This window comes from Gordonia otitidis NBRC 100426 (assembly GCF_000248075.1).
Classification (GTDB): Bacteria; Actinomycetota; Actinomycetes; order Mycobacteriales; family Mycobacteriaceae; genus Gordonia; species Gordonia otitidis.
This window is the reverse complement of record NZ_BAFB01000090.1, coordinates 15,276-38,900: the sequence shown is the minus strand read 5'-3', so window position 1 is coordinate 38,900 and position 23,625 is coordinate 15,276. Positions and strand designations below refer to the sequence as shown.

Below are 23,625 nucleotides of genomic sequence, written 5' to 3'. Positions count from 1 at the left end.
GAATCCACCCTTCCTCCCACTTCGTTCACCATCAGCCCGAACAGCCAGACAAGACAGTGGCTGAAGACTCATCCGAACGACCCCAGAACGCCCAAGTTGACAGCAGTTCTCGGCAATCATCCTGATTCAGAGTGGATCACCGGGGGCTCGCGAGGACTTCCCAATCTGATCGACATGATGAATGCCTCTAGAGCCACCAACACGATGCCGGTCGTTGTTCTATACAACATCCCTGGACGCGACGACGGGATCTCAGGGCCCGACTATGGCGTGACAGCAGCCAACTACCGCGCCTGGATCGACGGCGTTGCGGCGATAATCGGGAACTCGCCAGTGCTCGCGATCGTGGAACCTGATGCGCTCTGGTTCATCGACCGACAGTTTGCGACTAACAGGGCTGGGTTCGATGAGCGCATTGACCTGTTGCGCTACGCAATCGATCGTCTGAGCCGTAACCCTGCAGCCCATGTTTATCTTGAGGCTGGAACCACTTCTGGATCGGTAACCCCCGACCGGATGGCGGATCTGCTTCGGAAAGCCAGCCCCTCGAGTGGCATCGGATTTGCCGTAAATGTCAGCTCGTTCGCCCCTACCGTTCCGATAACGGCGTACGCCCAGCGAGTCCGCACGCGGCTCATCGGTCTCGGAGTGCAGAACCCCCGGTATGTCGTCGACGTCAGTCGCAATGGAAATCCCGTTTGGGATAACAATGCGTGGTGTAATCCACCCGGCCGGAAGATCGGGCCATATCCAACTCCTCGCCCGCAGCCGTCCGCTCCCGGCCTTGACGCCAACCTCTGGGTAAGAGCGCCCGGCACCTCAGACGGGCCGTGCGGCGTCGGACCTGGCAGCACAGGCGGCGACCTCCTGCCTTCAGTCGCATACGCTATGATCAGCTAGCTCGAATCGGGAAGGCTTCCACGAAAGCCCTTTTCGTGGAATGGCAATCTCAAGCTGAATCCAATAACCGCAATCAACAGCATCAACAAAAGGCGAACAGTTACCACTACCTCAAATAGGAACTATTGTTAACCGCTGCGGAGTAATTTACCACTATCGAAGGGCGACATGACACACGACAGACTTCCTAGGCCTTCCAACCTTCCTAGGACTTCCAACGCTGTCGGTTACAACTTTGAAGTGCTGATAGTGGCCTACCGCACGGTTGACTTGCTTGAGAAGGCAATCGCTTCTGTAAGAGCACACTTGAAAGATGTCACAATCCGTGTTTGGGATAACTCCGGGCCCGGCCACAGTGAAGTCTCCAAGCTGAGCAAAGAACACCCCGACATCGACTGGCACCTGGGCTCGTCCAACATTGGTTTCGCCGCCGCCGTGAACAAATTGGTGGCAATGGGCAGCTCACGTCACTTCCTGTTACTCAATCCTGATGCTCAGTTGCTTTCCGATCTTCGAGAGACTCGTCGTCTTATATCCGATGATTCCGTTGCAGCCGTCGCTCCATTCACTATTGATGCGCTCTCGCGCGGACGCAGATCCATACGTCCATGGGATGTTGCCCATCGTCACGCTGGGGTAATCCGTGCGCTAGTAGACCATGCGTGGTATTCGCCACAACTTCGTGGCACTCCCTTATCCTCGCTGTACTCGTCCCCGCCCCATGAAGTAGCGGGCTATCTCACCGGTGCGTGCCTGATGATCAACAGAGGCATCTGGAACCGGGTGGGTGGCTTCGACTCAACCGAGTTCTTTCTCTACGGCGAAGAAGTCGACTGGCAAAAGCGGGCACGCGACGCAGGGTGGCGACTCCTACTCGCAAAGGAGCCTGGCGTAGCGCACCGCGGACACGGCACTGTAGGAAACGACCCTCGAGCCGGCCTGCGCTCGGCCGACCTCCTTCGAGCCGGCATTGCGCTGAACATAGAACGTAGTTCGACGGTTCACCATGGCGACGCCTACCTTGCGGGAACGTCAATACTCGATCGCGTACAACGATCCGCTCGACGTAGGCGGGCTGCACTTGCCATGACTTACGTAGGCGATAAGCCCGCAGTCATTGTCACTGTCAACAGACTTGTGTATGGCGGAGCCGAACGCCACCATGTAGTCCTCGCAACCGAACTCGCACGACGCGGGTATCCTGTCACAATTGTTTGTATGCAGCGCTTTGGGCCGCTAATTTCGGAAGTCGATAGCGATATCCGAGTAGTGCGCCAACCCTGGTGGGCCCCTCTCATCGATCTTCCAGACGCTCCTGCAAACTGCAAACCAACGAACCGTGTACGCGCTATTGCCATCACTGGCGACACCAACACTGAGACCGGTTTCGGCACACTGTGGCGAACTAATCACAGTGACCGGCGTTGGTTGACCGCCGCGCACTGGTATCCCAAGCTCGATCAACCGACCTACTCGACGTTGCTGGCAAAAGCGATGAGCCGGTCCGATGGATTCATAGCGCTATCGCAAGCTCATTGGGATGGGCTAACCCGTCACCAATTCCTCGGAAATCGCCACTTCATCGCACCAAACGGAGTGGTATCCGCAGAAGCGGTGAACCACATACCAGAGGCCGAAGTCCGCGTCCGTGGGCCGATTCGCCTTGCGATGCTCGCACGTATCGTGGAGCTGAAGAATCCGCATATTCTGACTGCTGCACTCGCACGAGTACCCGACCACCTAGATTGGACGCTCGATATTTTTGGAGACGGCCCTGACAGAGAACGACTGGAAGCTTTGACCCCTGACTCCGTGGCGGACCGCGTCCGCTGGAGGGGCTGGTCCCCCGGCCCGGATCACGCACTGGCCGAGGCAGATCTCTTATGTTGTCCTAGCGGTACTGAGGCTTTCCCGATGGTAATACTCGAAGCCATGGCTCGCGGGATTCCGGTGATGGCTACCAGCGTCTGTTCTGTACCCAAGATGCTCGACAATGGCAATGCAGGTTTTCTGGTCCCAACACCCAGCGTTGAAGACTGGGCTCAAGCGTTAACTGAGATTCTGAGCGATCCAACCCAGCTACCCAAAGTTGGTTCGATTGGTCGCAGTCGGATGGTTGGTCACTACACCGTCGATTCAATGGTGGATGCTTACGAAGCTGCGATCAGAGCAGTCCTCTAATGCGAATCCTTTGGCTATCCCCTTGGCTCCGGCCGCTATCACGGGCGTACGGGCAGCAACTTCGATCCCTGGGTGACGACGTACTACTCATCACTTCCGATCTCCACCCACAGGCTTCAGAACCAGTGGACTGGGAGATCGTGACCGATCCTAGACCCAAGTCGCTTCGAACCTGGCCGGAGTTTGCACGAACATATGCGCGCGCGCGCGACTTCGATCCCGATATTGTTGTAACAGAGTTTGTTCGTGACCCTCGTTGGCTCGCACTCGGAGCGCTCGCGCCGCGGGTGCACTTCGCGCACGACGACCGGCCACACGGGGCTGAAGAGCACCGGCCTTACTGGGAGCGAATGCTCTTCGATCGGCTCAGCCGTTCGACGGCTGCAGCGACCGTTTGTTTCAGCACCTATGTTGCGGAGAATCTGCAGTCGTCGACTCGATCCGAGTCGATTTCGGTCGTGCCGCTCACGAGTGACCTCTCTGACGATCTTGTCGACGAACCAACCCCTAGTATTGAGCGCAGCGATTTCGTCCTGATAGGTCGTTTGAACGAGTACAAGAATCTGGCGGTAGTTTTTGAAGCATGGGAAAGACACGTGCAGGGAGCGAGTTATAGGGGCGACATGCTCAGGATCTTCGGATCGGCAAGCAGAACTCCAGCATTGCCGGCGTCGGCGTGGTGGAATGGTGGGTCTTACAACTACCGCGATGTGCTCGGCCCGCTCAGGCAGGCGAAGGCCTCCATCGCGCATTACCGCGTGGCGACGCAAAGTGGGGTTCAGGTCTTGTCAATGCAACTCGGCGTGGCTCCAATCGTGTCAACCGAAGGTGCGCTTCCGGAATTTCAGCCTGAAGCTCCCATGCCATTAGGTGTTGACGATGTTGCTGCTCTAGCCGAAGCTTTCGACCAGCTAGCGGATCCGGAATACGCCGCCAAGTTAGGCGCTGAGGCGTCAGCGCACTACCGAGAGTATTATGCGGTTTCCGTGGCTTCGGCAAGCCTGCGTCGAGTGCTCACTCAGGCCACAGCCCAAGCTGTTGTGGAGTAAAATCACTACACTCGGCGACTGCTCCCCAACTTCGTTGCGGCTGGATTGCGAGCGCAAAGTGCGGCGCGTGCCAGGACCGGAATTCGCGCAAGATATTTGACCGAAGAAGAGACGAATGCCAATCTATAGTCCCGGATCTAAAAACTCAGGCTTCGGCGTTTCTGCGCGCACCCGGCCGCGGACGAGTAAGAGAAAGATCCTCGCCGACACATGGTATGCCGACGGGATACAAAACGCCGAGAAATTGCAGAATTCAATACCGCGACGTCTTCTAACCTTTATTGAGCGACACCCTATGTCGCGAGCCATCACCTTTTCAGTTGTGGGCCTTAGATCTGATGTCGTGGTCACAACAGCCTTTGAGCCCGCAGCAACGTTATGCATTGTCTTATACGGGTTGTTGGGATTACGTAAACTAGTTCTACTAGAATACATTGTGCATCCCCCAAAGAAGCGACGAGGCTTCCAGCACTGGGGGTTTCTAATATATCGTCAGATTCTTCTAAAACGGTGCCTGATCTCTGCTCAGGTGCTTACAGACCAAGAAGTCATCAATTGCGCCCGTTCCCATCGGATTCCGAAGGAACGGTTTATCTTCATAAAATGGCCTCACCGTTTTGATGACACGCCAACTCCCCCATTGAATATGGGTCGTCACGTCGTCGCCAGCGGCCGACGCACTGATTGGCGTACCTTCTTCGCGGCAGCTGAAGGTAGCGACTGGGATATAACAGTAGTGTGCACAAAAGAAGACCTGCCGCTCGTCAGGGCGTTAGCAAATGGCCGACCTCGGATTCGGTCTGAAATAAGCGCTCAAGAGCATCAGCGAGAAGTAAATTCAGCTACCGTGTATGTCATTCCAATCAAGGAGACAGGCGCTAGCATCGGTCAGATACGTGTAATGAATGCCAACCAAGGCGGGGTTCCCCTAGTCGCTAGCGACGTAACTGGACTCCGTGGATATGTCGACAATTCATCCGCTGCACTGGTGCCCCCAGACGATCCAATAGCGTTAAGAGACGCCGTCGACGACCTCCTCAGTAGTCCCGCCCAACGCGAGCGACTTCGAAATGCTGCGGAATCAGATGGTTACACAATGGCCGCGTACTTAAACGAAGTCAGCACAATGGTCAACAACGCGAGGACATTGGAGAGCCCTCAGCGTGTTGAAAGAAGTAGTTAGCCGTCAACTAGTGGAGTCGCCGCAATGTTAGTCCGCAGAATCTACTCAGGCAACACCCCAAGCCGCCTACTCGTTCTTGGATTCCACAACGTCGAGGGAACCTGGTGTTGGCCGGCGCCGCCAGGACAGGGGGCACGCAGATTCGCTCAACAGATGAGGATTCTGCACCAGTTCACAAACGTTGTAGACCTACGGACTGGCCTCGATGCACTCGCTTCAGGAAAACCGCTGCCACCGAGAGCGGTCGCTTTAACTTTCGACGATGGCTATCGCGACAATCTGACGATTGCGGCACCGATTCTCCGACGTTTCAATATGCCCGCCACTATCTACCTGGTCCCCGGGATATTGGACCGCAGTGTTCACGCCTGGTGGGAGCGCTTAGGCTGGGCCGTGGGAAACGCTACAGCCCGAGAGCTCGAGTATCGGGGCACGAAAGTTCAGTTGAAAAGCCGGGAGAACCGAGTGGTGATACAACGCCAGATCGAACGCGATGTAAAACAGCTGTCCCATGTTGCACGAGCTGCATGTGTCGACGATCTGGTGGACCAGCTGGCACCTGACGGTTGTTACGAGTTCGATCGGCACTTTTTAGACTGGGATCAGGCCAAAGAACTACACGACGCGGGTCTGACCGTGGGGTCGCACACTATCGAGCATCCGATACTTTCGCGTGAGTCGGCGTCAGACCAGAGGACCACGCTACAAACCTCGAAGCGCGTTCTGGAAGAGAACCTTCATATTGAGGTGCCCACCTTTGCCTACCCCAACGGCACGCGTAGTGACTACGATGAGACGACGATATCCGAAGTGGCCAGAGCGGGCTACTCATACGCGGTTACGACTTGGGGGCCGCCCGCGAGCAGCGAGGACTCACCTTTTGAAGTACATCGTTCACTAGTTGGAGCCAGCATGCACCCTCTCCGTTTTGCTGCTTTCATTGCGAAACGGCTGCTATACAACGTGTAGCTTTGCATCCTGGCATCAGCGTCCAGAGTTTTGTAGCTTGAGTGTTGCTATTTGGTTTACCGCCTTGACACGTAGATCGGCGATCTGCTCTCGACGAAGTTCAAGCAATCGCTTTGCCCGTCAAGTCCGAGACGACCGCAACAAGGCGAGAGATTGTTGCGAATGTTGCTTTCTTCAGGAGTTCATCCGGGAACTCGATCGAAAACTCATCTTCTATTGCCAGCATCACGTTTACGCTTGCGTGGGATGTCAGTCCTCGCTCGTACAGATCCTCATCCTCAGAGAGCGCGAATACATCAGTCGGCATCTTTGCGTACGCAGCAAGGATGTTCCTAATTTGATCGTCCATATCTCGGCTTTCGTGATGGGTTTCGGAGCGTGCCCCGATTGTAGACTACAATGAAACCCTCGGTCTATCGTGTATGCGCCTTAGATGACCAGCCTTGATGACCATTAGGTCTACATCCTCGCCGCTCTGCGGACGTACATTCGGTCTTGATCCCCAAAGTCCACCCGAACGTGACAATCGAGTAGGCGAGCGCTGTCGTACACTCATTTGGCCGCGCAACGCGGCTTGCGCAGGACCGCTTCACCCAATCTCGACGCAACACCGCCACCACGCACGATACAAGAGGAGTCCGTGGCCCCGATGACGAACGCCGTTCCCCACGCTCAGCAGGACCCGACGACTCTCGAGTCAGCGGTCAGAGCGACAGTCGCCGCTGCCGCCGCGGCAGCCGACGATGTCGATGCCGAGGCGCGGTTTCCGCACGAAGCAGTCGACGCGATGAAGGTTGGCGGACTGCTGTCTTGCGCCTTCCCCTCCCGGCTCGGAGGTTTAGATACTTCGATCCGCGAGCTTGCCAACATCTCGCGTCGATTGGGCGAGGCCTGTTCTGCGGCGGGAATGATCTTCGCCATGCATCATTCGCAAGCTGCCGCGGTCGCGCAGAGCAAAAGCCCCTCATCTGAGCGGCTTATTCAGGCTATGACGAGCGCAGACAGTCTGATTGCTTCCGCCACAACTGAAATCAGCACCGGTGGCGACATCCGAAATTCTACGTGCGCTGTCGTAACAGACGGCCACAGCATCGTCCTGGAGAAGAACGCGCCGGTGATTTCGTACGGTGACTATGCTGACTACATAGCGATAACTGCACGGCGCAATCCTGATGCGCCTTCCAGCGACCAAGTCTTGGTGGTAGTGCCTCGTCGCGACGTGCAGATGCGAGCAACCACACCTTGGAACGTCATCGGCTTCCGCGGGACATGTAGTCCGGGCTTCCTCCTGCGCGCCGAAACCGCCACCTCGGATGCGCTGCAGCTCGACTATGGCTCGGTGTCTGAACGCACCGTACTTCCAACAGCACACATCCTCTGGTCGGCGGTATGGCTCGGCATCGCCGACGCCGCGATGGAGAAGGCACGTCGTGAGGTCCGATCCGCAACCCGCAAGTCCGGTGGCGAAACGACGCCGCAAGCTAGCAGGTTCGTGGATCTGATTGTCGTCCATCAACGTTTCGAAGCGTTCCTCCGTGACTCCATCTTGCGCTACGAGTCTTTCCTCGCCTCTGGCCAGAACGAACCACCGATACCTTTCACGATTGCACTCAACAACCTGAAGATCAATTCGTCCATGGCTGTGGTCGATGTCGTAACGGCGGCCTTGGCGATCTGCGGACTGAACGGCTATCGCGAAGATCACCCCGCGTCAATGGGACGCTTGCTGCGCGACTCATTCGGTCCGCAACTTATGGTTTCAAATGATCGAATTCGTGCAAACACCGCCCAGATTGTTCCGGCGTACCGACTAGGAAAGAATCTATGAGCATTTCATCCGAACCGACACCCTTACACAACGCTCACGCGGAGTTTCGCGACGAGTTGATACAGGTCGGCATGTTACTTCCCACCGGCATCGACGGTCTCTATGGGCGCGGACGCGAGTACGAACGGGTGATGTCAGGCGTTCAGAGAATTTTATCTGCTGCGGGTCGAGAAATCCATGGAGACAACGTTGAGGTCCACCGATTCCCGCCGATCTTCCCTCGCGCAAGCTATGAAAAAACCGACTATATCGCGTCCTTTCCCAACCTGACAGGCTCCATCAACATCTTCACAGGAGATGACCGCGAACATGCGGCCCTTTTGGCAGACCGCGCCGCCGGTGAGGAGTGGGACGGGCACCTCCATCCTGGAGAAACGATGCTGGTATCAGCGGCTTGCCACCCTAGTTACGAGCTATTCTATGGAAAGACCTTGCCATCCGAGGGTAAGGTTATTGATGTTGGCGGCTACTGTTTTCGGCACGAGCCGTCGATTGATCCGTTAAGGATGCAGGCATTCCGAATGCGCGAGTTCGTCACTCTTGGCACTCCGGAACAAGCTATGAAGCACCGTGCGGTGTGGGTAGAGCAAGGCCAAAGCGTGCTGGCCGAATTAAACTTAGAATCGGTACCCGTACCCGCTAATGATCCATTCTTTGGACGTGCCGGAAAGATGCTCGCACACAATCAAACTGCCGAGAACCTGAAGACTGAGTTAATCGTGCGCCTTTACGGTGATCTTGACGACGGAACCGCCTTGATGTCGGGGAATTACGCCCAAGACCATTTTGGAGCACCGTTCAATATCACCGATGGCGAAGGCCACGTGGCCCACACCGCTTGCGTTGGTATCGGTGCGGACAGGATCTGCCTGGCAGCGATTCGAATGAATGGAACAAATATCGACAGTTGGCCGTCAAAAATTAGAGCGCGGATGGGCGAGTAGTATATTGACACAATACGTCCAAGGCTTCGCGGAGATGCCTACGAGGCGTATATATCCGGCTCACCCGCTCATCACTCAGATCCCAACAAGTCCTCTGGTCTACCGCGAGCAGAGCGCTAGGCGCTACGGTTCGCGCGTCGTTCGAAGGCTAGAAGCGAGCCGTCCTCTAGATCGCGCACGTGGCTGATGAATCACTGACCGAACCAGTCGACCAGCATCTCGTGGCTTTGCAACTCGCAGGACCGCGAACCGGTTACACCCGCGTCTGCGGTTCGCAGCTCTGCAGAGCGGACGTAAACTGCCCTTCCTGTGTGTCCATCCTCTGTTTGGCCGACACTGTGAGTTAGTGTTGTAGGTCAGAGCGGTGATGAGAAGTGGTGGCCGAACGCAGCTTCTTAGTTTCGTTTCCAGTCATCTCCGAACGAGTTCACTAAGCAAGCGGGTTACCCTGAATCCGTATCATGTTTAGTATCTCGGCAAAGCTAGTTCACTCGGCACACGCCAGATAGGAGTTATGTATCCACCCGATGTGCTCAGTTGGTGCGAATCGCAAGAGGGGACCGTCAATCGTGCGAGAAGAGGATTGTGTTTCATAAACGTTCTTTTGCCCCATAGGCCGTATCCAGATCAGAGAGTCGACGCGAAGCAGCTTGGGGCCGACTAAGAGAGATTGAGTCGGTAGACGAAATTCTTCCTGTGGACGCTTTCAACTGGTCGCGTGTGCAGTCTTACCACTAACAAAGTAGGAGCTTACCCATGGCAACCATTCGGTCAGTTACATTCGTCGATGATCTCGACGGCCGAGAGATCGAACTCGACGACGTTCACACGGTTCTGTGGTCATGGCTCGGCGTCGACTATCAGCTTGATATCTCCAGCGCCAATCTCGACAAGGTTGAGAACGGTCGAATCACCGTCGCGAAGCTTCTCGAGGCATCCACGAGGATCGGCGGCCGCAAGCAGTCCACCGCACCGCGCGTGACGACCAAGAAAGCATCGTCGAAGTCCGCACCATCGGCCCCTACGAGCGATGTCCGCGAGTGGGCCATCGAGGAAGGTTACGAGGTGGGACCTCGCGGGCGTCTCCCCAAGGAGATCGTCGAGGCGTACGAAGCCGCTCACTGAGCGGAGCGGCTCGGGGGCTTGGTTAGATCCCCGAGCACGAACTCCCGAGATCCAATCTCCGGCCTACGTCAGCACCACGCAGCTTCCACTGCGAATTCCCCTGCCGTGCGCCGAGAACAAAACGCCCCTCAACGACCGGACTCCAGTGGAGGGTCGCCACATGCTTGTGGGGCACTACGTCAAAGGTGAATCGCAGTAGTTTTCCGTTGGCCAGCCGGGTCGGCTGGCGAACGGAAAACGTCACCGGGTCGTTGTTCGTCACTCGTGCTGTCAGTGTGTAGGTACATCCCGCGCCGTATCGCCCGGTCCCGCTGGGCGGCGCGACGGTCAGGGTACGCACTGCTGCAGCAGCGGGCACCGGCTCAGCGCCGAGTATCGCGCTCAGCACAACCGCGGCAACGATGCCGGCGCGCACCGTTGTCCGCCGGAATATCACCTGAGACTTCGGTGCCATCTACTCTCCCAATGCATGTCGTCGTCTGCGCCGCGCTCAGAGTATCGGCAAAGTGGGGCATAGACGTCGATTCACGATGTTCGCCGACGTCGGTTCGGCTAGTCGTAATTGCCCGAAGGCAGAATTGACCAGATGCGCGCAGCAGACTTCTTCCACGCCCTCGTCCATCTCAACCAGCTCTTGGCCAGCGGGCTAATAGGCCAGATTCGGTGACCTCCATGTCGGCGGATTAAAGGCGCACGTCCCGACGGCCGAGCAGCGCCCAGAACCACCGGCCAGGCCCTACGTCAAAGGTCTGCGCGCGCCGACCATCCCGGGCTGGGCGGCATCGGCGCCCACGGCTGCGCGCCATGACGGGCCGGGCGGTTGGGTACCGATGCCGGAACCTGCGCGGCGCAGGCCTGTTGGTCGGCGGACGGCGTCGGGTAGACCGCGGCGAAGTCGTAGCGCGAGGCGTACCAGCCACCGAAGACGTCGGCTCCCGGTGTGCGCTGCGATCCGTGCACCTTCACCGGGGGTGCGGCCGCTTGTTGGCGGAAGTCGATCTCCACCGGCCGCGGCGCGTCGACGCGCGAACTCCACGCCGACGTGCCGCTCCCGTCGCGTACCGACGAATACCCATACCGGCACAGCACGATACGTGTCCCGTAGGCGTTGTCTTCTCGCCGGAGCGCGGTGAAGAACACTGTGCCCACCGACGGTCTCGCATCGGAGACCTTAGACGGGTACACGGTCAGCATCTGCGCGATGTTCGACGGCGCGGCGTCGGAAAATCCGGGGTATCCCCAACTCGTCGACTGCGTGGCATTCGCGATCTCGAAGGATTCGACAAAAGCACGGACGAAGGTCCCCTCTGGAGCTGAGAGGTCGAGGACGTCACCCGGAATCCAACGAAAGGTGGTGTCGAAGTCGGCGGGAATGTGGTCAGAGGCCGTCGGCGGCGCGGGGACCGCGGTACCTGATTCCCGGGCGAGCCCGCACCCTGCCAGAGCCAGCACGGCGCAGAGGACGGCCGACAGTGTTGCGATCTGAACGCGATGCTGAGGCTTCACGACGATCACCCCTTCGGCTTCCGAACGGCCCGGGTTATCGGCTTAGTTGCAGCGTAGGCATCGAGGCGGGAGGCCATGGGCAATGCCGCGCACCAGAACGGCGAAGAAAATGCAACAGATTGGATAAGGCTGACGGCGGTGTCCGTCGATCAGTGGGATCAGAAACCCGCTGCGCCGAGTGGGGTCACAGCTCGGCGTCGAGCGGACCACCGATTCGACACATCTCCGAATGCGCGCGCAGCTCGCTGTGGCATCGACGTATCCACGTATGGATGAATTGAGATCCTGCCAGTACCTCTTTCTGTAGTCCGAACAGACTAATGAAGCGGCTCCTAGCAGTAGCCCTCGCCCACCCAGACCATCCCGACGGCGCTGATCAGTCAAAATACCTCCATGACGGACCCTCATCGTCGCGCCCGCATCGGCGTCGTCGACGATCACGCGCAGATCGTGCGCGGCCTGCGCGCCACCTTCGCCGAGCACGACGCCCTCGAGTTGACCGCCGGCGCCGACACGGTCGCCGACCTGCTCGCCATCACCACCGACCTCGACCTCGTGCTTCTCGACCTCCGCCTCGACGACGGCACCTCCCCTCTCATCAACATCGCAGCCCTCACCGACGCGGGCATACCGGTCCTCGTCTACACCTCGGGCGACGAGATGTTCCTGGTACGTCAGGCGGCTAGCGCGGGCGTCATGGGTGTGATCCGCAAGAACGCGCGAGATGCCGAGTTGCTCGACGGCATCATGCAGGCACTCGACGGCAAAGTGGTCGCGAGCATCGACTGGGCAGCGGCGATCGACTCCGACGACGAGTTCGTCGACCTCCCACCCATGCAGCGTCGCGTCCTCGAGTTGTACGCCGCAGGTGAATCCACCAGCCGGGTGGCCGCCGAGCTGCATCTGTCGACCGAGACCGTTGCCGACTACGTCAGTCGCATCCGCCTGCGATACCAGGCAGTCGGACGCCCTTCGCCCACCAAGACCGACCTGTACAAGCGAGCGATCGAAGACGGATGGCTACCGATTCCGCGGCGCCTTCGACGGTGAGCGCCACCGCACCGACGCTTCGACCGGACGACGCTTCGCGCGACGCACTCGCGGGGCGTCGGATTCTGCGCCAGTTCACTCTGTTCGCGTCGGCGGGCTACCTGCTCTACTGTCTGCTGGCCGTAGGTCCGATCACTGCAGCCACGAAGGTGGTGTCTCCGTGGTGGACCGTCCTCGCAGTGGTCTTGACATTCGGTACCGGGGTGGCGATGGGACCGCTGACCTGGCGCGCCGATTCCCGTCGTCTGCAGATCATCACCGGAGTCAACGCCGTCGGCTATCTGATCGCTGTGGGCTTGTGGTGGTTCGCCTGGAACGGCGGCCACATCTACACGGTGCAAGGATTCTGGATGGCGGCGTTCCCGGGGCTGGCAGCCATCACGGCCGCTCTCGCGTTCCGGCCGATGTGGGCATACGCAGTCCTCGTCGTCGCAGTGACCAGCTCTGTGCTCATCGACCGCACAGTTCGACGCGCCGAAGTCGTCGAACCCTTTGCCGCACAGACTGTGTGGGCCATCGCGTTCTCGATGGTCTTCGTGGTGGCCGCGATCATGGGACGGAGAACAGCCAGAGTTCTCGACGACTCACGCGCCGAGGCCTACGCCACCACCGCGGCCGCAGCAGCCGCCCGGGCGCGCTCGGCGGAACGTCACCGATTCGACGCACTCACCCACGACAGCGTGATGTCGACGCTGCTGCTCGCTGCACGGCGCGGAACGTCACCGGAGCTCGTGCAGGACGCACGCAATGCTCTGTCCGCCATCGACCGCGCCGGCACCGACGTCATCGACGACGAACTCGGCGCGACCGACGCACTCAGCCGCATCCGCGCCGCGATCGCACTCGTCGCCCCGCAGCAGATCGTGACTGTAGACCACGTCGATCCGTCGGCCAGGTATCCAGGTGCCGTCGTCACCGCGATCGCAGGCGCCTCGGCAGAAGCAGTGCGCAACGCAGTCCGTCATGCCGGGCGTTACGCGGATATCTCGGTACACGTATCGACATCGACCGACACGCTCCACGTCGACATCGCCGACACCGGAGCGGGGTTCGACCCCACTTCGGTTCCCGCCTCTCGCCTGGGCATCTCGGTGAGCATTGTGGGCCGCATGTCGAAACTCGCCGGTGGATCGGCAATCATCGAGTCCCACAGGGGTTCCGGCACCACGGTGAGGTTGTCATGGACACACAGCTGACCGATGCCCGCGATTTGCTCGGCATGCGGCAACGCGGCGTCTGGGTGGTCGTGGCGTTCTTCCTCGCCGCAGTGTGGCTGGTGGCTGCGACACCGTCGGCGTCGGTGCACACCATCGCAGGCACTCTGGCCGCTGCGGCGATCTACACCGCGGCAACGATCACATTGGTTGCCGCCGAGGGTGATCCGCTACCGACGGTGCCGACGATCCTGCTCACACTGGCCGGACCAGCCAGCGCAGCCTTGGTCCTCATGTTGTCGGACGCCACAGCACTGACCGCCACGGCCGTGGGGATGAGTCACGGTGCCGGCGCGGCGATCTATGCGTTCATGATCGTGCGTGGGCGTCGAGTCGCACCGTGGTTGGGATTCTTGGCGATCGTCGCCATCTTCGTCGTCTGGGGAACACACTCCGGAGCAGGCGTCGCTCCGGCCTTCATACAGTCGGTTGTCGACGTCGCGCCGCTGCTGATGGCCACGCTGTTCTCCTACACACTGCGACCCACGGCGAGCGAGGTGTTCTCACTTCGTGAGCAGACTACCGAACAGGTCGCCCAGCTCGCAGCATCGTCCGCTGCCTCCGATGAACGCACACGGCAAGTGCGTCAGCTCGATTCGTTGGCCCGACCACTGCTCGAGCTCATCGCATCCGGCGCCGAACTCAGTGATGCACAACGACTCGACTGCGAGGTGCTCGAAGCCCACCTGCGCGACAGACTCCGTGCGCCACTGATGTCCGAACTCGACCTCGACGCCCCCGCCTACCGCGCTCGGCTCCGCGGCGTCGACGTGGTGCTGATCGACGACTCCACCACCGAGATCGCGCCCGACCTGCGTGACCGCATCGCCACGCTCGCGACCGAAACTCTCGATGCGGCCTGCGACGGTGAGGTGTTCGTCCGCGTGTCACCAGCGAACCGCTCCACCGTGGCGTCGGTGCTGCATCGACCGGCGCTGGGTGCGAGCACTCGCGTGGAAGTCGACGCCGAGGGGCAGATCCGTTCGGCGGTGTGACAAGCAGCGGTGTGAGCACGGGCCGGCGCGAGATTTATCATTCAACATCGCCGGTCCGATGGACTATTGTCCCGGAGGAATGCATTTGAATCAGTCGGGAGAGCCACCGGGCGCGACGGTCGGATGCGGAGAATGCTATGGGGGCACACCGTGACATTGGAAAGCGCGGAAGCGCCGTCGACAACTGACAGCGACAGCGAGGTCGGCAGTGGCGAGGTCGGACCTCGATGGCGACGCCGGCACACGAGATCGCGTCGGCGTCGCTGTGTGGTGATCACATCGATAGCTTTCGTGATCGCCATCTGCTCCTATCTCGCGTATCTCATCGTCGACGTCAAGAGCAGCATCGACGATGCACGACGTCACGGCATTGCTGCAAAGGCCGCGATCATGGACGGCGACGTACACGGCGCCCAGCTTCATGCCGCCGCCGCCGAGTCGGCCGCCGATTCCGCGCGCAGTGCCACCGACAACCCGGTGTGGCGCGCGACCGCGGCCATCCCGTGGCTTGGTTCACCGCTGCAAAGCGTCCACCAGATGACCGAGTCCGTCGCCGACACCGCCGCACAGGTGCTCGTACCCAGTGCCGCACTGGCCCAGACGATCAGTCCCAGCACACTACGTGGACCCGACAACGCACTGAATCTGAAGCCGCTCGCGGCGGCACAGCCGAGACTCGCAGAGATCGCGACCAACGCTGAGCGGATCGACGAACGGACACAGCACATTCCGGGTTCATGGCTGGAGCAGGTGTCCGATGCTCGTACACAACTGGTGGACCAGATCGCCGAAACCGCACGGTTCCTCCGCGGCACCGACCTCGCAGCGCAGATCGCACCTTCGATGCTGGGTGTCGACGGCGCTCGCAGCTACTTCGTCGCGATGCAGACGCCGTCGGAAGCGCGAGGCACAGGCGGACTGGTCGGGGGGTTCGCAATCCTCGGCGCCGACAACGGATACATCACCACGCCCCGGCTGGGCCAGAACCTCGGCATCGAGGAGCCTGCCGGTCCGCAAGTCGATCTCGGACCGGATCACAACCGCCTTTATGGCTGGACACGGGCGTACCTCGACGTCCGAAACTCCAACATGAGCCCCGATTTCACTGATGCCGCGCGAATTTGGATCGCGAATTGGAAAGCACAGACGGGACAACGACTCGACGGAGCCGTTGCTGTCGACCCGATAGCCTTGAGCTACGTGCTCAAAGTGGCAGGCCCCGTCACGCTCACCGACGGTGAAGAAATCACCGCCGAGAACGTCGCGCCGATCACCCTCTCGACGTCGTACGAGCGTTTTGCCAGTGACAACGACGCCCGCAAGGAGTATCTGCAGTCGATCTCAAAGGCTGTGTTCGACAGAATGAGTTCACTCAACGGCAACACAAACGCGTTGCTTGAGGCACTTGGCCGCGGCGTTCAGGAACGTCGAATTATGGTGTACAGCAGCCATACCAGAGAACAACGAATTCTCGAGTCGATGCCCCTGGGCCACCAAGTCGCCGACACTTCGGCTCCGTACATGAATGCGACTTTGGTGAACGTCACAGCCAACAAGACCGACTACTATCTGCGTCGCGAGATCACCTACACCGCGGGCGGATGTGCTGCCAGCACTAGAGAATCGACCGCACGCATCCGGTTGACCAACACGCTCACTGATACATCGCTGCCCGATTATGTTATCGGCAATAGGGGGAATCGGCAGATCCGATTCCCCCAGGGTACCAATTACACGAACCTTCAAGTTTTACTGACGAAAGGCGCCACACCAAGACGCGTGACCGTCGATGGCGCAACCGTCAACCTCAATGCCGGGACGTTACACAGCCATCCGGCGGTCTTCGTCCAGGTGCCCATTCCGCCCGGCAAGAGTGCAGAAGTGACGGTGACGTCGACCGAGCCGACGTCGGCTCATGGCGAAGCTGTCGTGCCGGTACAGCCACTCGTCGACAACCCGACGCTTCGCGTCGACGTACCGGTGTGCGGACCCGCTGGCTAAGGTCAGCTCCAATTCGTCACTTCGGAGCGGAGATACTCCCCGCCGTCCTTCCGCCATGAGCGCGAAGCAACTCCGACATCGGGCCAACGGCTCGCCATCGCCACCTGTCAGATCCATTTCGCAACACGACTCGGACATCGCGTAGAATTCAATAGCACGCGATTGAATTTCGAGAAGGGCGCAACCCATGGCCGACACAGCAGCCCGTCCCCGGGGCTGGCAGTATCTCCGCTACTGCTACGGAGCAGTGCTGCCGGTTTCTATGCGCGACTGGGTGGCCAATGACCTCGCAGGCAAGGGAGCCCCGCTCCGCATGGTGGTCCGCTGGGCGATCCCCTGCATCATCCTGATGCTGCCCATGCTCTTCGTCCCCGCCGACTGGGGCGTGAGATTCATCATGTTCTCGCCGATCCCGATCGCGTACGTGTTCTTCTCGATCGCACTGAATGTCATCTACCGCAGACATCGACTTGAGCAGCACGGCCTGAATCCCGACCTGGTCAAGCGCAACGAGCGCGTACGCAACGCGGATCTGTACGACGAGTACCACCGGAAGTACCGCGGCAGCGCCAGGTAGGCAAACACCCGACCCAGAAGGTCCGCCAGAGCGACGTCGAGTCCGGGATGCCCGAGCTCCAACACTGCGCCTGCAACACCTCGGATCGCGGCCGAGGGCCGCGTGAGTGATCGCAGCCACTTGTTGAGTGAATCCAACTTAATCACTGCAGCCCGAGTCGACCGCCAGCCGAGCTTGGCACGAGTGATGTCGTTATCACCGAGCGCCCCTGGATCGCGCTGTTGAGTAATTGAATTCGCAAGCAATTTCGGTTCGCAGATTGTGCTACGTTTGCACCGCATATTGGGGGGGGGAAAGCGCGATAAGAATGAGCACAGGGGGATAGTTGTGTCCGCAATTCGAGGGATATACCGACGGCGGCTACGGGTGCTCGTTGTCTCACTTTTGGCGGTATGTGCACTCGGCGGTACCGCGGTGGCACAGGCAGCGACGGTGCTGACCGTCTCGGGAAACACAACGCTGGCGCCGCAGCCGATGGAAACCGAGCTGCGCGGCGTCATGTGCCAGCCACCGAATGTGTGTAAGAAAGTCGAGTACGCGTCCGGCGGCAGCGGCGAGCAGGTCTACACCAGCGGCTACACCGCACTCAAGCAGGCATTGAGTGAGACCTCGGGCGACGTCGTCATCATGGCTTACTCCCAGGGTGCGGTGATCGGCACCCGGTGGCTGATCAACGACGCGAGCACAGCTCCTCAATCACCCGATTCGCTCTATGTCGTGCTGCTCGGCAATCAGAGCCAGAGTCTCAACGGATGGTCGACCATCTCCGGAGGCGTGAAGACCCCGAACGACGGCAAATACAAGGTCGTCGATGTGTGCAGGCAATACGATCCGCTGTGCGACTACCCCAACGTCGCAGGACTCCCCGCGATCATGAACGCGCTCGCGGGTTACACGCAGCTGCACGGCAATTACACGAACGTCGATGTCAACGATCCGAACAACTGGGTGCGTACGGTCGGCAACACGACGTACGTGTTGGTACCCACCGAGCAGCTCCCGATGTTCTCCTGGATGCGCAGAATCGGCCTGTCAGCGGTGGCGGATCAACTTGACGCGCAATGGAAGCCGGTCATCGAGTCGTCGTACGAACGCGCCGGCTACACCCGGCTCGGCGACCAGTCGGTCCTGCCGCTGAACTCCGGTCACAATGGCGACTCCAGCGCCACGTCTGCGTCGAAGTCGACGCCGGGTGCGAATACCCTCGCCACCACTCGGTCAGCCGGTGCCGACGTGACTAGGGCGAGCGTGAGTATTCCGACCACTACTCCCTCGGCAGAAATGCCAGTAGAACCAACGTCGACGACCCCTTCGACGATGCGGAAGCCCATCGCCTCGGGCGACAGCTCGTTCGCGCGCGAGGCACCGACCGAACCGGCAGGCGAGACCGAAGGGACGGGCGAGCTCGAGCCTGAGCCCGCGGAAGGCGAGCTCACCGCATCCGGCGACACCTCAGAGACACCGACGGTGGCGCAGTCCAGCTCCCTCGACCATGCACGCGCCACTCATTGCTGCGAGGAGTCCGCACCCTGAACGGTCCTCAGTCGTCAGCGCGGCGCCCTCAATCAGTGCACAGCGGCCGTCTCTTGCACCGGAGCTACCGGCCAAACAACGGTTTGGGCGCAGTAATAGTCTTCTGAACGTGGCAACCCCAACGCAGTGGATCGCCGGGGCGCGACCCCGCACACTTCCGAATGCGATCGCACCTGTCGTCGCCGGTGTAGGCGCAGGCCTGCACATCGGTGGCGTGAACTGGTGGAAGGCAGCTCTGGCCGCGGTCGTCGCGATCGCTTTCATCATCGGTGTGAACTTCTCCAACGACTACTCCGACGGCATTCGCGGCACCGACGACGAGCGCGTCGGCCCGATGCGACTCGTCGGGTCGGGTGCGGCGTCGCCCGAGGCGGTCAAACGCGCGGCGTTCATCTGCTTCGGCATCGGGGCCGTGTGTGGTCTCGTGTTGGCAGCAACGACCGCCTGGTGGCTCGTCGTCGTCGGCGCCATCTGCATCGCGGGCGCGTGGTTCTACACCGGGGGGTCCAAACCCTACGGCTACCTCGGTCTCGGCGAGGTAGCTGTGTTCGTGTTCTTCGGACTCGTCGCGGTTCTCGGCACCGAGTACGTGACGGTCGGGACCGTCGACTGGGTTGGACTGGCGTGCGCGGTCGGCGTGGGGTCGCTGTCGACGGCAGTGCTCGTTGTGAACAATCTGCGCGACATCCCCACCGACCGCGAGTCGGGCAAGAACACCCTGGCCGTCCGGATGGGCGACGCCGCAACTCGACGGTTCTACGGGGCGCTACTCGTCGTGCCACTCGTGATGAGCCTGGTGCTGGTCGCCGCCACACCGTGGGCGCTGCTCGGCTTGGTGGCCGCTCCCCTGCTGTGGAAGGCGTATCAGCCCGTGCGGGCCGGCGCCGTCGGGCCGGGGCTGATCGCATCCCTCGGCGCCACCGGCATGGCGATGCTCGCCTGGGCCGTGCTGACCGCCGTCGGTTTGGCGCTTGAACAAGCATCCTGCTGGGCGCGCTTCTGTACCTAGGGGCTAGCGACTCGGAGTTCGAACTCCTTCAAGACACCAAATTTCAAGATGATGCTTAGTCATAGCGAGCGGCCCATTCTCGCCCGAAGGTGGCCTCGGAGGCGGTTAGCTCGCGAATTCGCGCCTGACCTAAAACACCAGGGTGGGCGGCCGATCTAACACCGTCGAGGGTGCAGATCGACCACCACTACGGTGAACCTAGCCTGGTGCCCTAACCCATGCACCCACGCCAGACTCACAGCGAGAGTACGAGCCTGCGATACTGGTGCAGTTGATATCGTCCTACTACACGCCCGATCCGGCGCTGTAGTACTCAGACGGCAATGCAAAGCGTTTATGAAATTAGTGGATTGAGATGAACCAGGAAGTTGAAATGGATACGACCAGACCTCTTGATCGGTCAGCTCCTACCTATATTGCCGGACACCGAGGACTGGTAGGTTCAGCACTGTGGCGACTATTCGAGCGCGAAGGATTCGAGAGGCTTATCGGCCGGACCAGCAGCGAGTTGGATTTGAAAGATCGAGACGCGGTTTTCAAATTCTTTGCTACCGAGCGACCTGAAGTCGTAATCCTGGCCGCAGCCAGGGTCGGCGGAATCCTCGCTAATAGCACTTATCCAGTGGCTTTCCTCTCTGAAAATCTGCAGATTCAGACAAACGTTTTAGATGCTGCAGTTCGTTATGAAGTACCGCGCCTGCTCTTTCTCGGATCATCATGCATCTATCCGAAGTTTGCTCCACAACCAATCAAAGAGGACTCGCTGCTCACTGGAGCACTAGAACAATCGAACGATGCGTATGCGATCGCGAAGATCGCCGGAATTATCAATATTCAGGCTGTGCGTCGGCAGTACGGCCTACCGTGGATCTCGGCGATGCCCACAAATCTATATGGGCCATATGACAACTTTTCACCCACCGGATCACACGTCTTACCTGCACTTATTCAAAGATACGATAGAGCACGCATCTCAGGTGCAGAATTTGTCACAAATTGGGGCACAGGAACACCACGGCGAGAGTTCCTGCACGTCGAAGACATGGCGTCGGCCTGTCTGCACCTCTTGGACCACTTTGATGGTCCGCGCCAAGTGAACGTGGGCACAGGAGTCGATCACACCCTCTCGGAGATCGCTACGATGGTCGCCAGCATCGTTGGTTATAACGGCGAAACACGTTGGGACACATCAAAGCCGGATGGGACACCCCGTAAGTTGCTAGACGTGTCGACTCTTAGAAACTCAGGCTGGGCACCTTCGCACGACCTAGAATCCGGGTTGGCCGATACCGTCGAGTGGTATCGCGAAAACATAGATGAGCTCCGTACATCACGCTACTAATGCGCACGTTCCCAACACGCGCAATTATCCTTGACAACCGTTCCAGGCCCATCACGCACTAGATCGTGATGGCTTCGACATTCGATGAAGGCGAGTCGCTCTATGCTCCAACAGTAGGGTTGGATTAGTCGCCATTAGATGGGCATGCCAACGGTTTCAGTGACACCGGAAATTCGATATACCTAAGAAAGAGAAGCTATGAGGTTTCGAACCTAATCAATACCATTCGGCAAGCTTTGGGCTGTCGATCCAAGGTTTGCCCTCACACTCGAGAGCTTTCACATCTGCGTCGACCATGATCCGTGCGAGTTCGGGAGCTATAACGGACGGCTTCCATCCCAAGATCCGTTCAGCTTTACTGGCATCTCCTATCAGAGAATCCACCTCTGTCGGCCGCAGATAACGCTCATCAAAACGAACATGATCCTGCCAGTCAAGATTGGCATGCTCGAAGGACGCAACCAAGAACTCTTTGACTGACGAAGGGAATCCCGTTGCCAGAACGTAGTCGTCGGGCTCATCAACTTGGAGCATCCGCCACATGCCTTCGACATACTCAGGTGCGTAGCCCCAGTCGCGGATGGCGTCAAGATTGCCCATGTAAAGATACTTCTCTTGCCGGGTAGCGATGCGAGCTACGGCACGTGTGATCTTTCTCGTCACGAATGTTTCGCCGCGGCGCGGGGACTCGTGATTGAAAAGTATCCCATTCACAGCGAACATATCGTATGCTTCGCGATAGTTTCTCGTGACCCAATATGAATAGACTTTCGCGGCACCATAAGGCGAACGTGGATAAAATAGAGTCTCTTCATTCTGAGGGGGCGCTGAAGCGCCAAACATCTCCGAACTCGAGGCCTGGTAAAACCGACACTTGATGCCTGTGAGTCGAACCGCCTCGAGAAGTCTGATCGAGCCCACCCCAGTCGTGTTGCCAGTGTGTTCAGGTTCGTCAAAACTAACTCTGACGTGCGACTGCGCGGCCAGATTGTACACCTCATCTGGGGCGATTTCCGCCACAAGAGTCACAAGGCGTGCGCCGTCAGACAGGTCGCCGTAATGAAGGAACAACTTCGCTTCAGGATCATGCGGATCCACGTAGAGATGATCAATTCGCGAAGTATTAAACGTCGACGACCTTCGTATAAGACCATGTACCTCATAACCCTTGGAAAGCAATAGCTCTGCAAGATAGGAACCGTCTTGTCCGGTAATGCCTGTGATCAGGGCTTTCTTCATCGCCTCCCGCTCCAGTCAAGATAGTGCGCGAACTTCGAGTGTAGCTTTCCAACCTTCTAGCTGGAGACTAAGTGCGCAAGCAGACGTTAGAATAGCTCAGACCTCCGCGTCGACCTCCGGCAGGCTCGCCAGCACGGCGGCCTTGAGTTCTTCAGTGCTCGTGGCGGATTCGACGATGGCGCGCGAGGCCGGGTCGTTCACCTCGAGGACGCCGAGCAGGAGGTGCTCGGCGCCGAGTTGATCGTCGCCGCGCTCACAAGCGATCTGGACCGCCGCTCGGAACGCGTCGCGGGTCTCCGGAGCGAAGCGGGGACGACCCCCGCGGCCGCGCGGGCCACGTCGTCCGCGGCCCGGCTCCCACGGCCCCTGCCGGCCGTCCTCATCACCGAAGGGTCCGCCCTCGACGAAGGGGGCGCCGGGGCCGAAACCGCCGCGCATACCGAAGTCTCCGCGGTCGAACTCGCCCCGACCCCTGCCGTGGCCACGCCCGTGACCCCTACCGTGTCCACGTCCCCTGCCGCGGGGACCGCCGCCACGCGGACCCCCTCCTCGCGAACCACAGTCGCGATCACGAGGTCCCCGGCCACGCTCTGGCCGCTCGGCCCAGCCCTCGGAGAGGTCGTCCCCGAAGCGATCGCGTACGGCGGCACGGACTTTGTCGAGGTCGATCCCGATGCTCTTGAGAGCCTCGCGATCCTCCTCGTAGCGTGCTGCCGCAGCCTGTTCGGCGGCCTCGGCGCCATCGGAGTCGTGTTCCTCGTGGTAGGCCCGCACGGCGTCACGCGCCGTGGCGAGCGTCAGACCCTGCTCACCGAGCAGCCCGAACAACGGCGAACGCGCGTTGCACAGCATGCCCAGGATGAGGTGGTCGTTGCCGAGCTGGTGATGTCCCAGGTCGGCGGCTTCTTGTGTGGCAAATGCCAGCATCATCCTGTCGTCTCGACTGAATCGACCAAACATGATGGTTCTCCTTTCGGCCT

The 23,625-nt window shown here is 59.7% G+C and carries 21 protein-coding genes; 16 read left to right on the top strand and 5 right to left on the bottom strand.

Annotated elements, in window-relative coordinates; all coding sequences use genetic code 11:
- The 5 genes from GOOTI_RS25095 to GOOTI_RS08880 all read left to right on the top strand — a co-directional run.
- A partial coding sequence (locus GOOTI_RS25095) for a glycoside hydrolase family 6 protein (RefSeq protein ID WP_007238246.1) occupies positions 1 to 900 on the top strand: 900 nt, incomplete at its 5' end.
- Positions 901 to 1,149: 249 nt separating this feature from the next.
- Complete coding sequence (locus GOOTI_RS25090) at positions 1,150 to 3,081, top strand: glycosyltransferase (protein ID WP_233425455.1); 1,932 nt, start codon at positions 1,150 to 1,152, stop codon at positions 3,079 to 3,081.
- Positions 3,081 to 4,130, top strand: a complete 1,050-nt coding sequence (locus GOOTI_RS08885; protein ID WP_007238244.1) for a glycosyltransferase — start codon at positions 3,081 to 3,083, stop codon at positions 4,128 to 4,130. The genes GOOTI_RS25090 and GOOTI_RS08885 overlap by 1 nt, the downstream gene beginning before the upstream one ends.
- A gap of 115 nt (positions 4,131 to 4,245) precedes the next feature.
- The gene (locus tag GOOTI_RS27240) at positions 4,246 to 5,313 is read left to right on the top strand and encodes a glycosyltransferase (protein ID WP_007238243.1); all 1,068 of its coding nucleotides are present in this window, start codon (positions 4,246 to 4,248) and stop codon (positions 5,311 to 5,313) included.
- Between the two features lie 153 nt (positions 5,314 to 5,466).
- Positions 5,467 to 6,282 carry a polysaccharide deacetylase family protein gene (locus GOOTI_RS08880; RefSeq protein WP_083835883.1) on the top strand — a complete coding sequence of 272 codons (816 nt, stop codon included), beginning with the start codon at positions 5,467 to 5,469 and terminating at the stop codon, positions 6,280 to 6,282.
- Between the two features lie 100 nt (positions 6,283 to 6,382).
- On the opposite strand, the gene GOOTI_RS08875 is transcribed toward GOOTI_RS08880, so the two are convergent.
- Entirely contained in the window at positions 6,383 to 6,631 is a 249-nt protein-coding gene (locus tag GOOTI_RS08875; protein WP_007238241.1) for an acyl carrier protein, read from the bottom strand.
- A 300-nt stretch (positions 6,632 to 6,931) separates the two neighbouring features.
- On the opposite strand from GOOTI_RS08875, the gene GOOTI_RS08870 reads away from it, so the two are divergent.
- The 3 genes from GOOTI_RS08870 (at position 6,932) to GOOTI_RS08860 (ending at position 10,179) form a co-directional block, all read left to right on the top strand.
- A complete protein-coding gene (locus GOOTI_RS08870) occupies positions 6,932 to 8,110 on the top strand; it encodes an acyl-CoA dehydrogenase family protein (protein WP_007238240.1) in 1,179 nt (392 codons plus the stop codon).
- Positions 8,107 to 9,054: an amino acid--[acyl-carrier-protein] ligase gene (locus GOOTI_RS08865; protein WP_007238239.1), complete on the top strand. Its 948-nt coding sequence runs from the start codon at positions 8,107 to 8,109 to the stop codon at positions 9,052 to 9,054. Before GOOTI_RS08870 ends, GOOTI_RS08865 begins: the two co-directional genes overlap by 4 nt.
- Positions 9,055 to 9,810: 756 nt before the next feature.
- Positions 9,811 to 10,179 carry a histone-like nucleoid-structuring protein Lsr2 gene (locus GOOTI_RS08860; protein WP_007238238.1) on the top strand — a complete coding sequence of 123 codons (369 nt, stop codon included), beginning with the start codon at positions 9,811 to 9,813 and terminating at the stop codon, positions 10,177 to 10,179.
- A gap of 22 nt (positions 10,180 to 10,201) precedes the next feature.
- On the opposite strand, the gene GOOTI_RS08855 is transcribed toward GOOTI_RS08860, so the two are convergent.
- Both GOOTI_RS08855 and GOOTI_RS08850 read right to left on the bottom strand, forming a co-directional pair.
- The gene (locus tag GOOTI_RS08855) at positions 10,202 to 10,633 is read right to left on the bottom strand and encodes a hypothetical protein (protein WP_007238237.1); all 432 of its coding nucleotides are present in this window, start codon (positions 10,631 to 10,633) and stop codon (positions 10,202 to 10,204) included.
- A 287-nt stretch (positions 10,634 to 10,920) separates the two neighbouring features.
- Complete coding sequence (locus GOOTI_RS08850; protein ID WP_007238236.1) at positions 10,921 to 11,694, bottom strand: hypothetical protein; 774 nt, start codon at positions 11,692 to 11,694, stop codon at positions 10,921 to 10,923.
- A 384-nt stretch (positions 11,695 to 12,078) separates the two neighbouring features.
- Here GOOTI_RS08850 and GOOTI_RS08845 point away from each other — a divergent pair, with 384 nt between their 5' ends.
- From GOOTI_RS08845 to GOOTI_RS25080, 8 genes are all read left to right on the top strand, one after another.
- Entirely contained in the window at positions 12,079 to 12,735 is a 657-nt protein-coding gene (locus GOOTI_RS08845; protein ID WP_007238235.1) for a response regulator transcription factor, read from the top strand.
- Positions 12,702 to 13,931, top strand: a complete 1,230-nt coding sequence (locus GOOTI_RS08840) for a sensor histidine kinase (RefSeq protein WP_007238234.1) — start codon at positions 12,702 to 12,704, stop codon at positions 13,929 to 13,931. The genes GOOTI_RS08845 and GOOTI_RS08840 overlap by 34 nt, the downstream gene beginning before the upstream one ends.
- Entirely contained in the window at positions 13,916 to 14,944 is a 1,029-nt protein-coding gene (locus GOOTI_RS08835; RefSeq protein ID WP_007238233.1) for a DUF8320 family protein, read from the top strand. Before GOOTI_RS08840 ends, GOOTI_RS08835 begins: the two co-directional genes overlap by 16 nt.
- A 267-nt stretch (positions 14,945 to 15,211) precedes the next feature.
- Positions 15,212 to 16,945 carry a DUF4012 domain-containing protein gene (locus GOOTI_RS08830; RefSeq protein WP_007238232.1) on the top strand — a complete coding sequence of 578 codons (1,734 nt, stop codon included), beginning with the start codon at positions 15,212 to 15,214 and terminating at the stop codon, positions 16,943 to 16,945.
- A 187-nt stretch (positions 16,946 to 17,132) separates the two neighbouring features.
- Positions 17,133 to 17,522 (top strand): DUF5313 family protein, encoded by a 390-nt coding sequence (locus GOOTI_RS08825; protein ID WP_007238231.1) that lies wholly within the window; start codon positions 17,133 to 17,135, stop codon positions 17,520 to 17,522.
- Between the two features lie 414 nt (positions 17,523 to 17,936).
- Entirely contained in the window at positions 17,937 to 19,055 is a 1,119-nt protein-coding gene (locus tag GOOTI_RS08820; protein ID WP_007238230.1) for a PE-PPE domain-containing protein, read from the top strand.
- A 109-nt stretch (positions 19,056 to 19,164) separates the two neighbouring features.
- Positions 19,165 to 20,064 (top strand): 1,4-dihydroxy-2-naphthoate polyprenyltransferase, encoded by a 900-nt coding sequence (locus GOOTI_RS08815; RefSeq protein WP_007238229.1) that lies wholly within the window; start codon positions 19,165 to 19,167, stop codon positions 20,062 to 20,064.
- 355 nt (positions 20,065 to 20,419) lie between these two features.
- Entirely contained in the window at positions 20,420 to 21,406 is a 987-nt protein-coding gene (locus GOOTI_RS25080; protein WP_138985227.1) for a GDP-L-fucose synthase family protein, read from the top strand.
- 216 nt (positions 21,407 to 21,622) lie between these two features.
- Here GOOTI_RS25080 and gmd read toward each other — a convergent pair whose 3' ends face one another.
- A complete protein-coding gene (gene gmd, locus GOOTI_RS08810) occupies positions 21,623 to 22,645 on the bottom strand; it encodes a GDP-mannose 4,6-dehydratase (RefSeq protein WP_007238227.1) in 1,023 nt (340 codons plus the stop codon).
- Between the two features lie 96 nt (positions 22,646 to 22,741).
- The gene (locus GOOTI_RS08805) at positions 22,742 to 23,605 is read right to left on the bottom strand and encodes a Clp protease N-terminal domain-containing protein (RefSeq protein ID WP_007238226.1); all 864 of its coding nucleotides are present in this window, start codon (positions 23,603 to 23,605) and stop codon (positions 22,742 to 22,744) included.
- Positions 23,606 to 23,625: the final 20 nt, after the last annotated feature.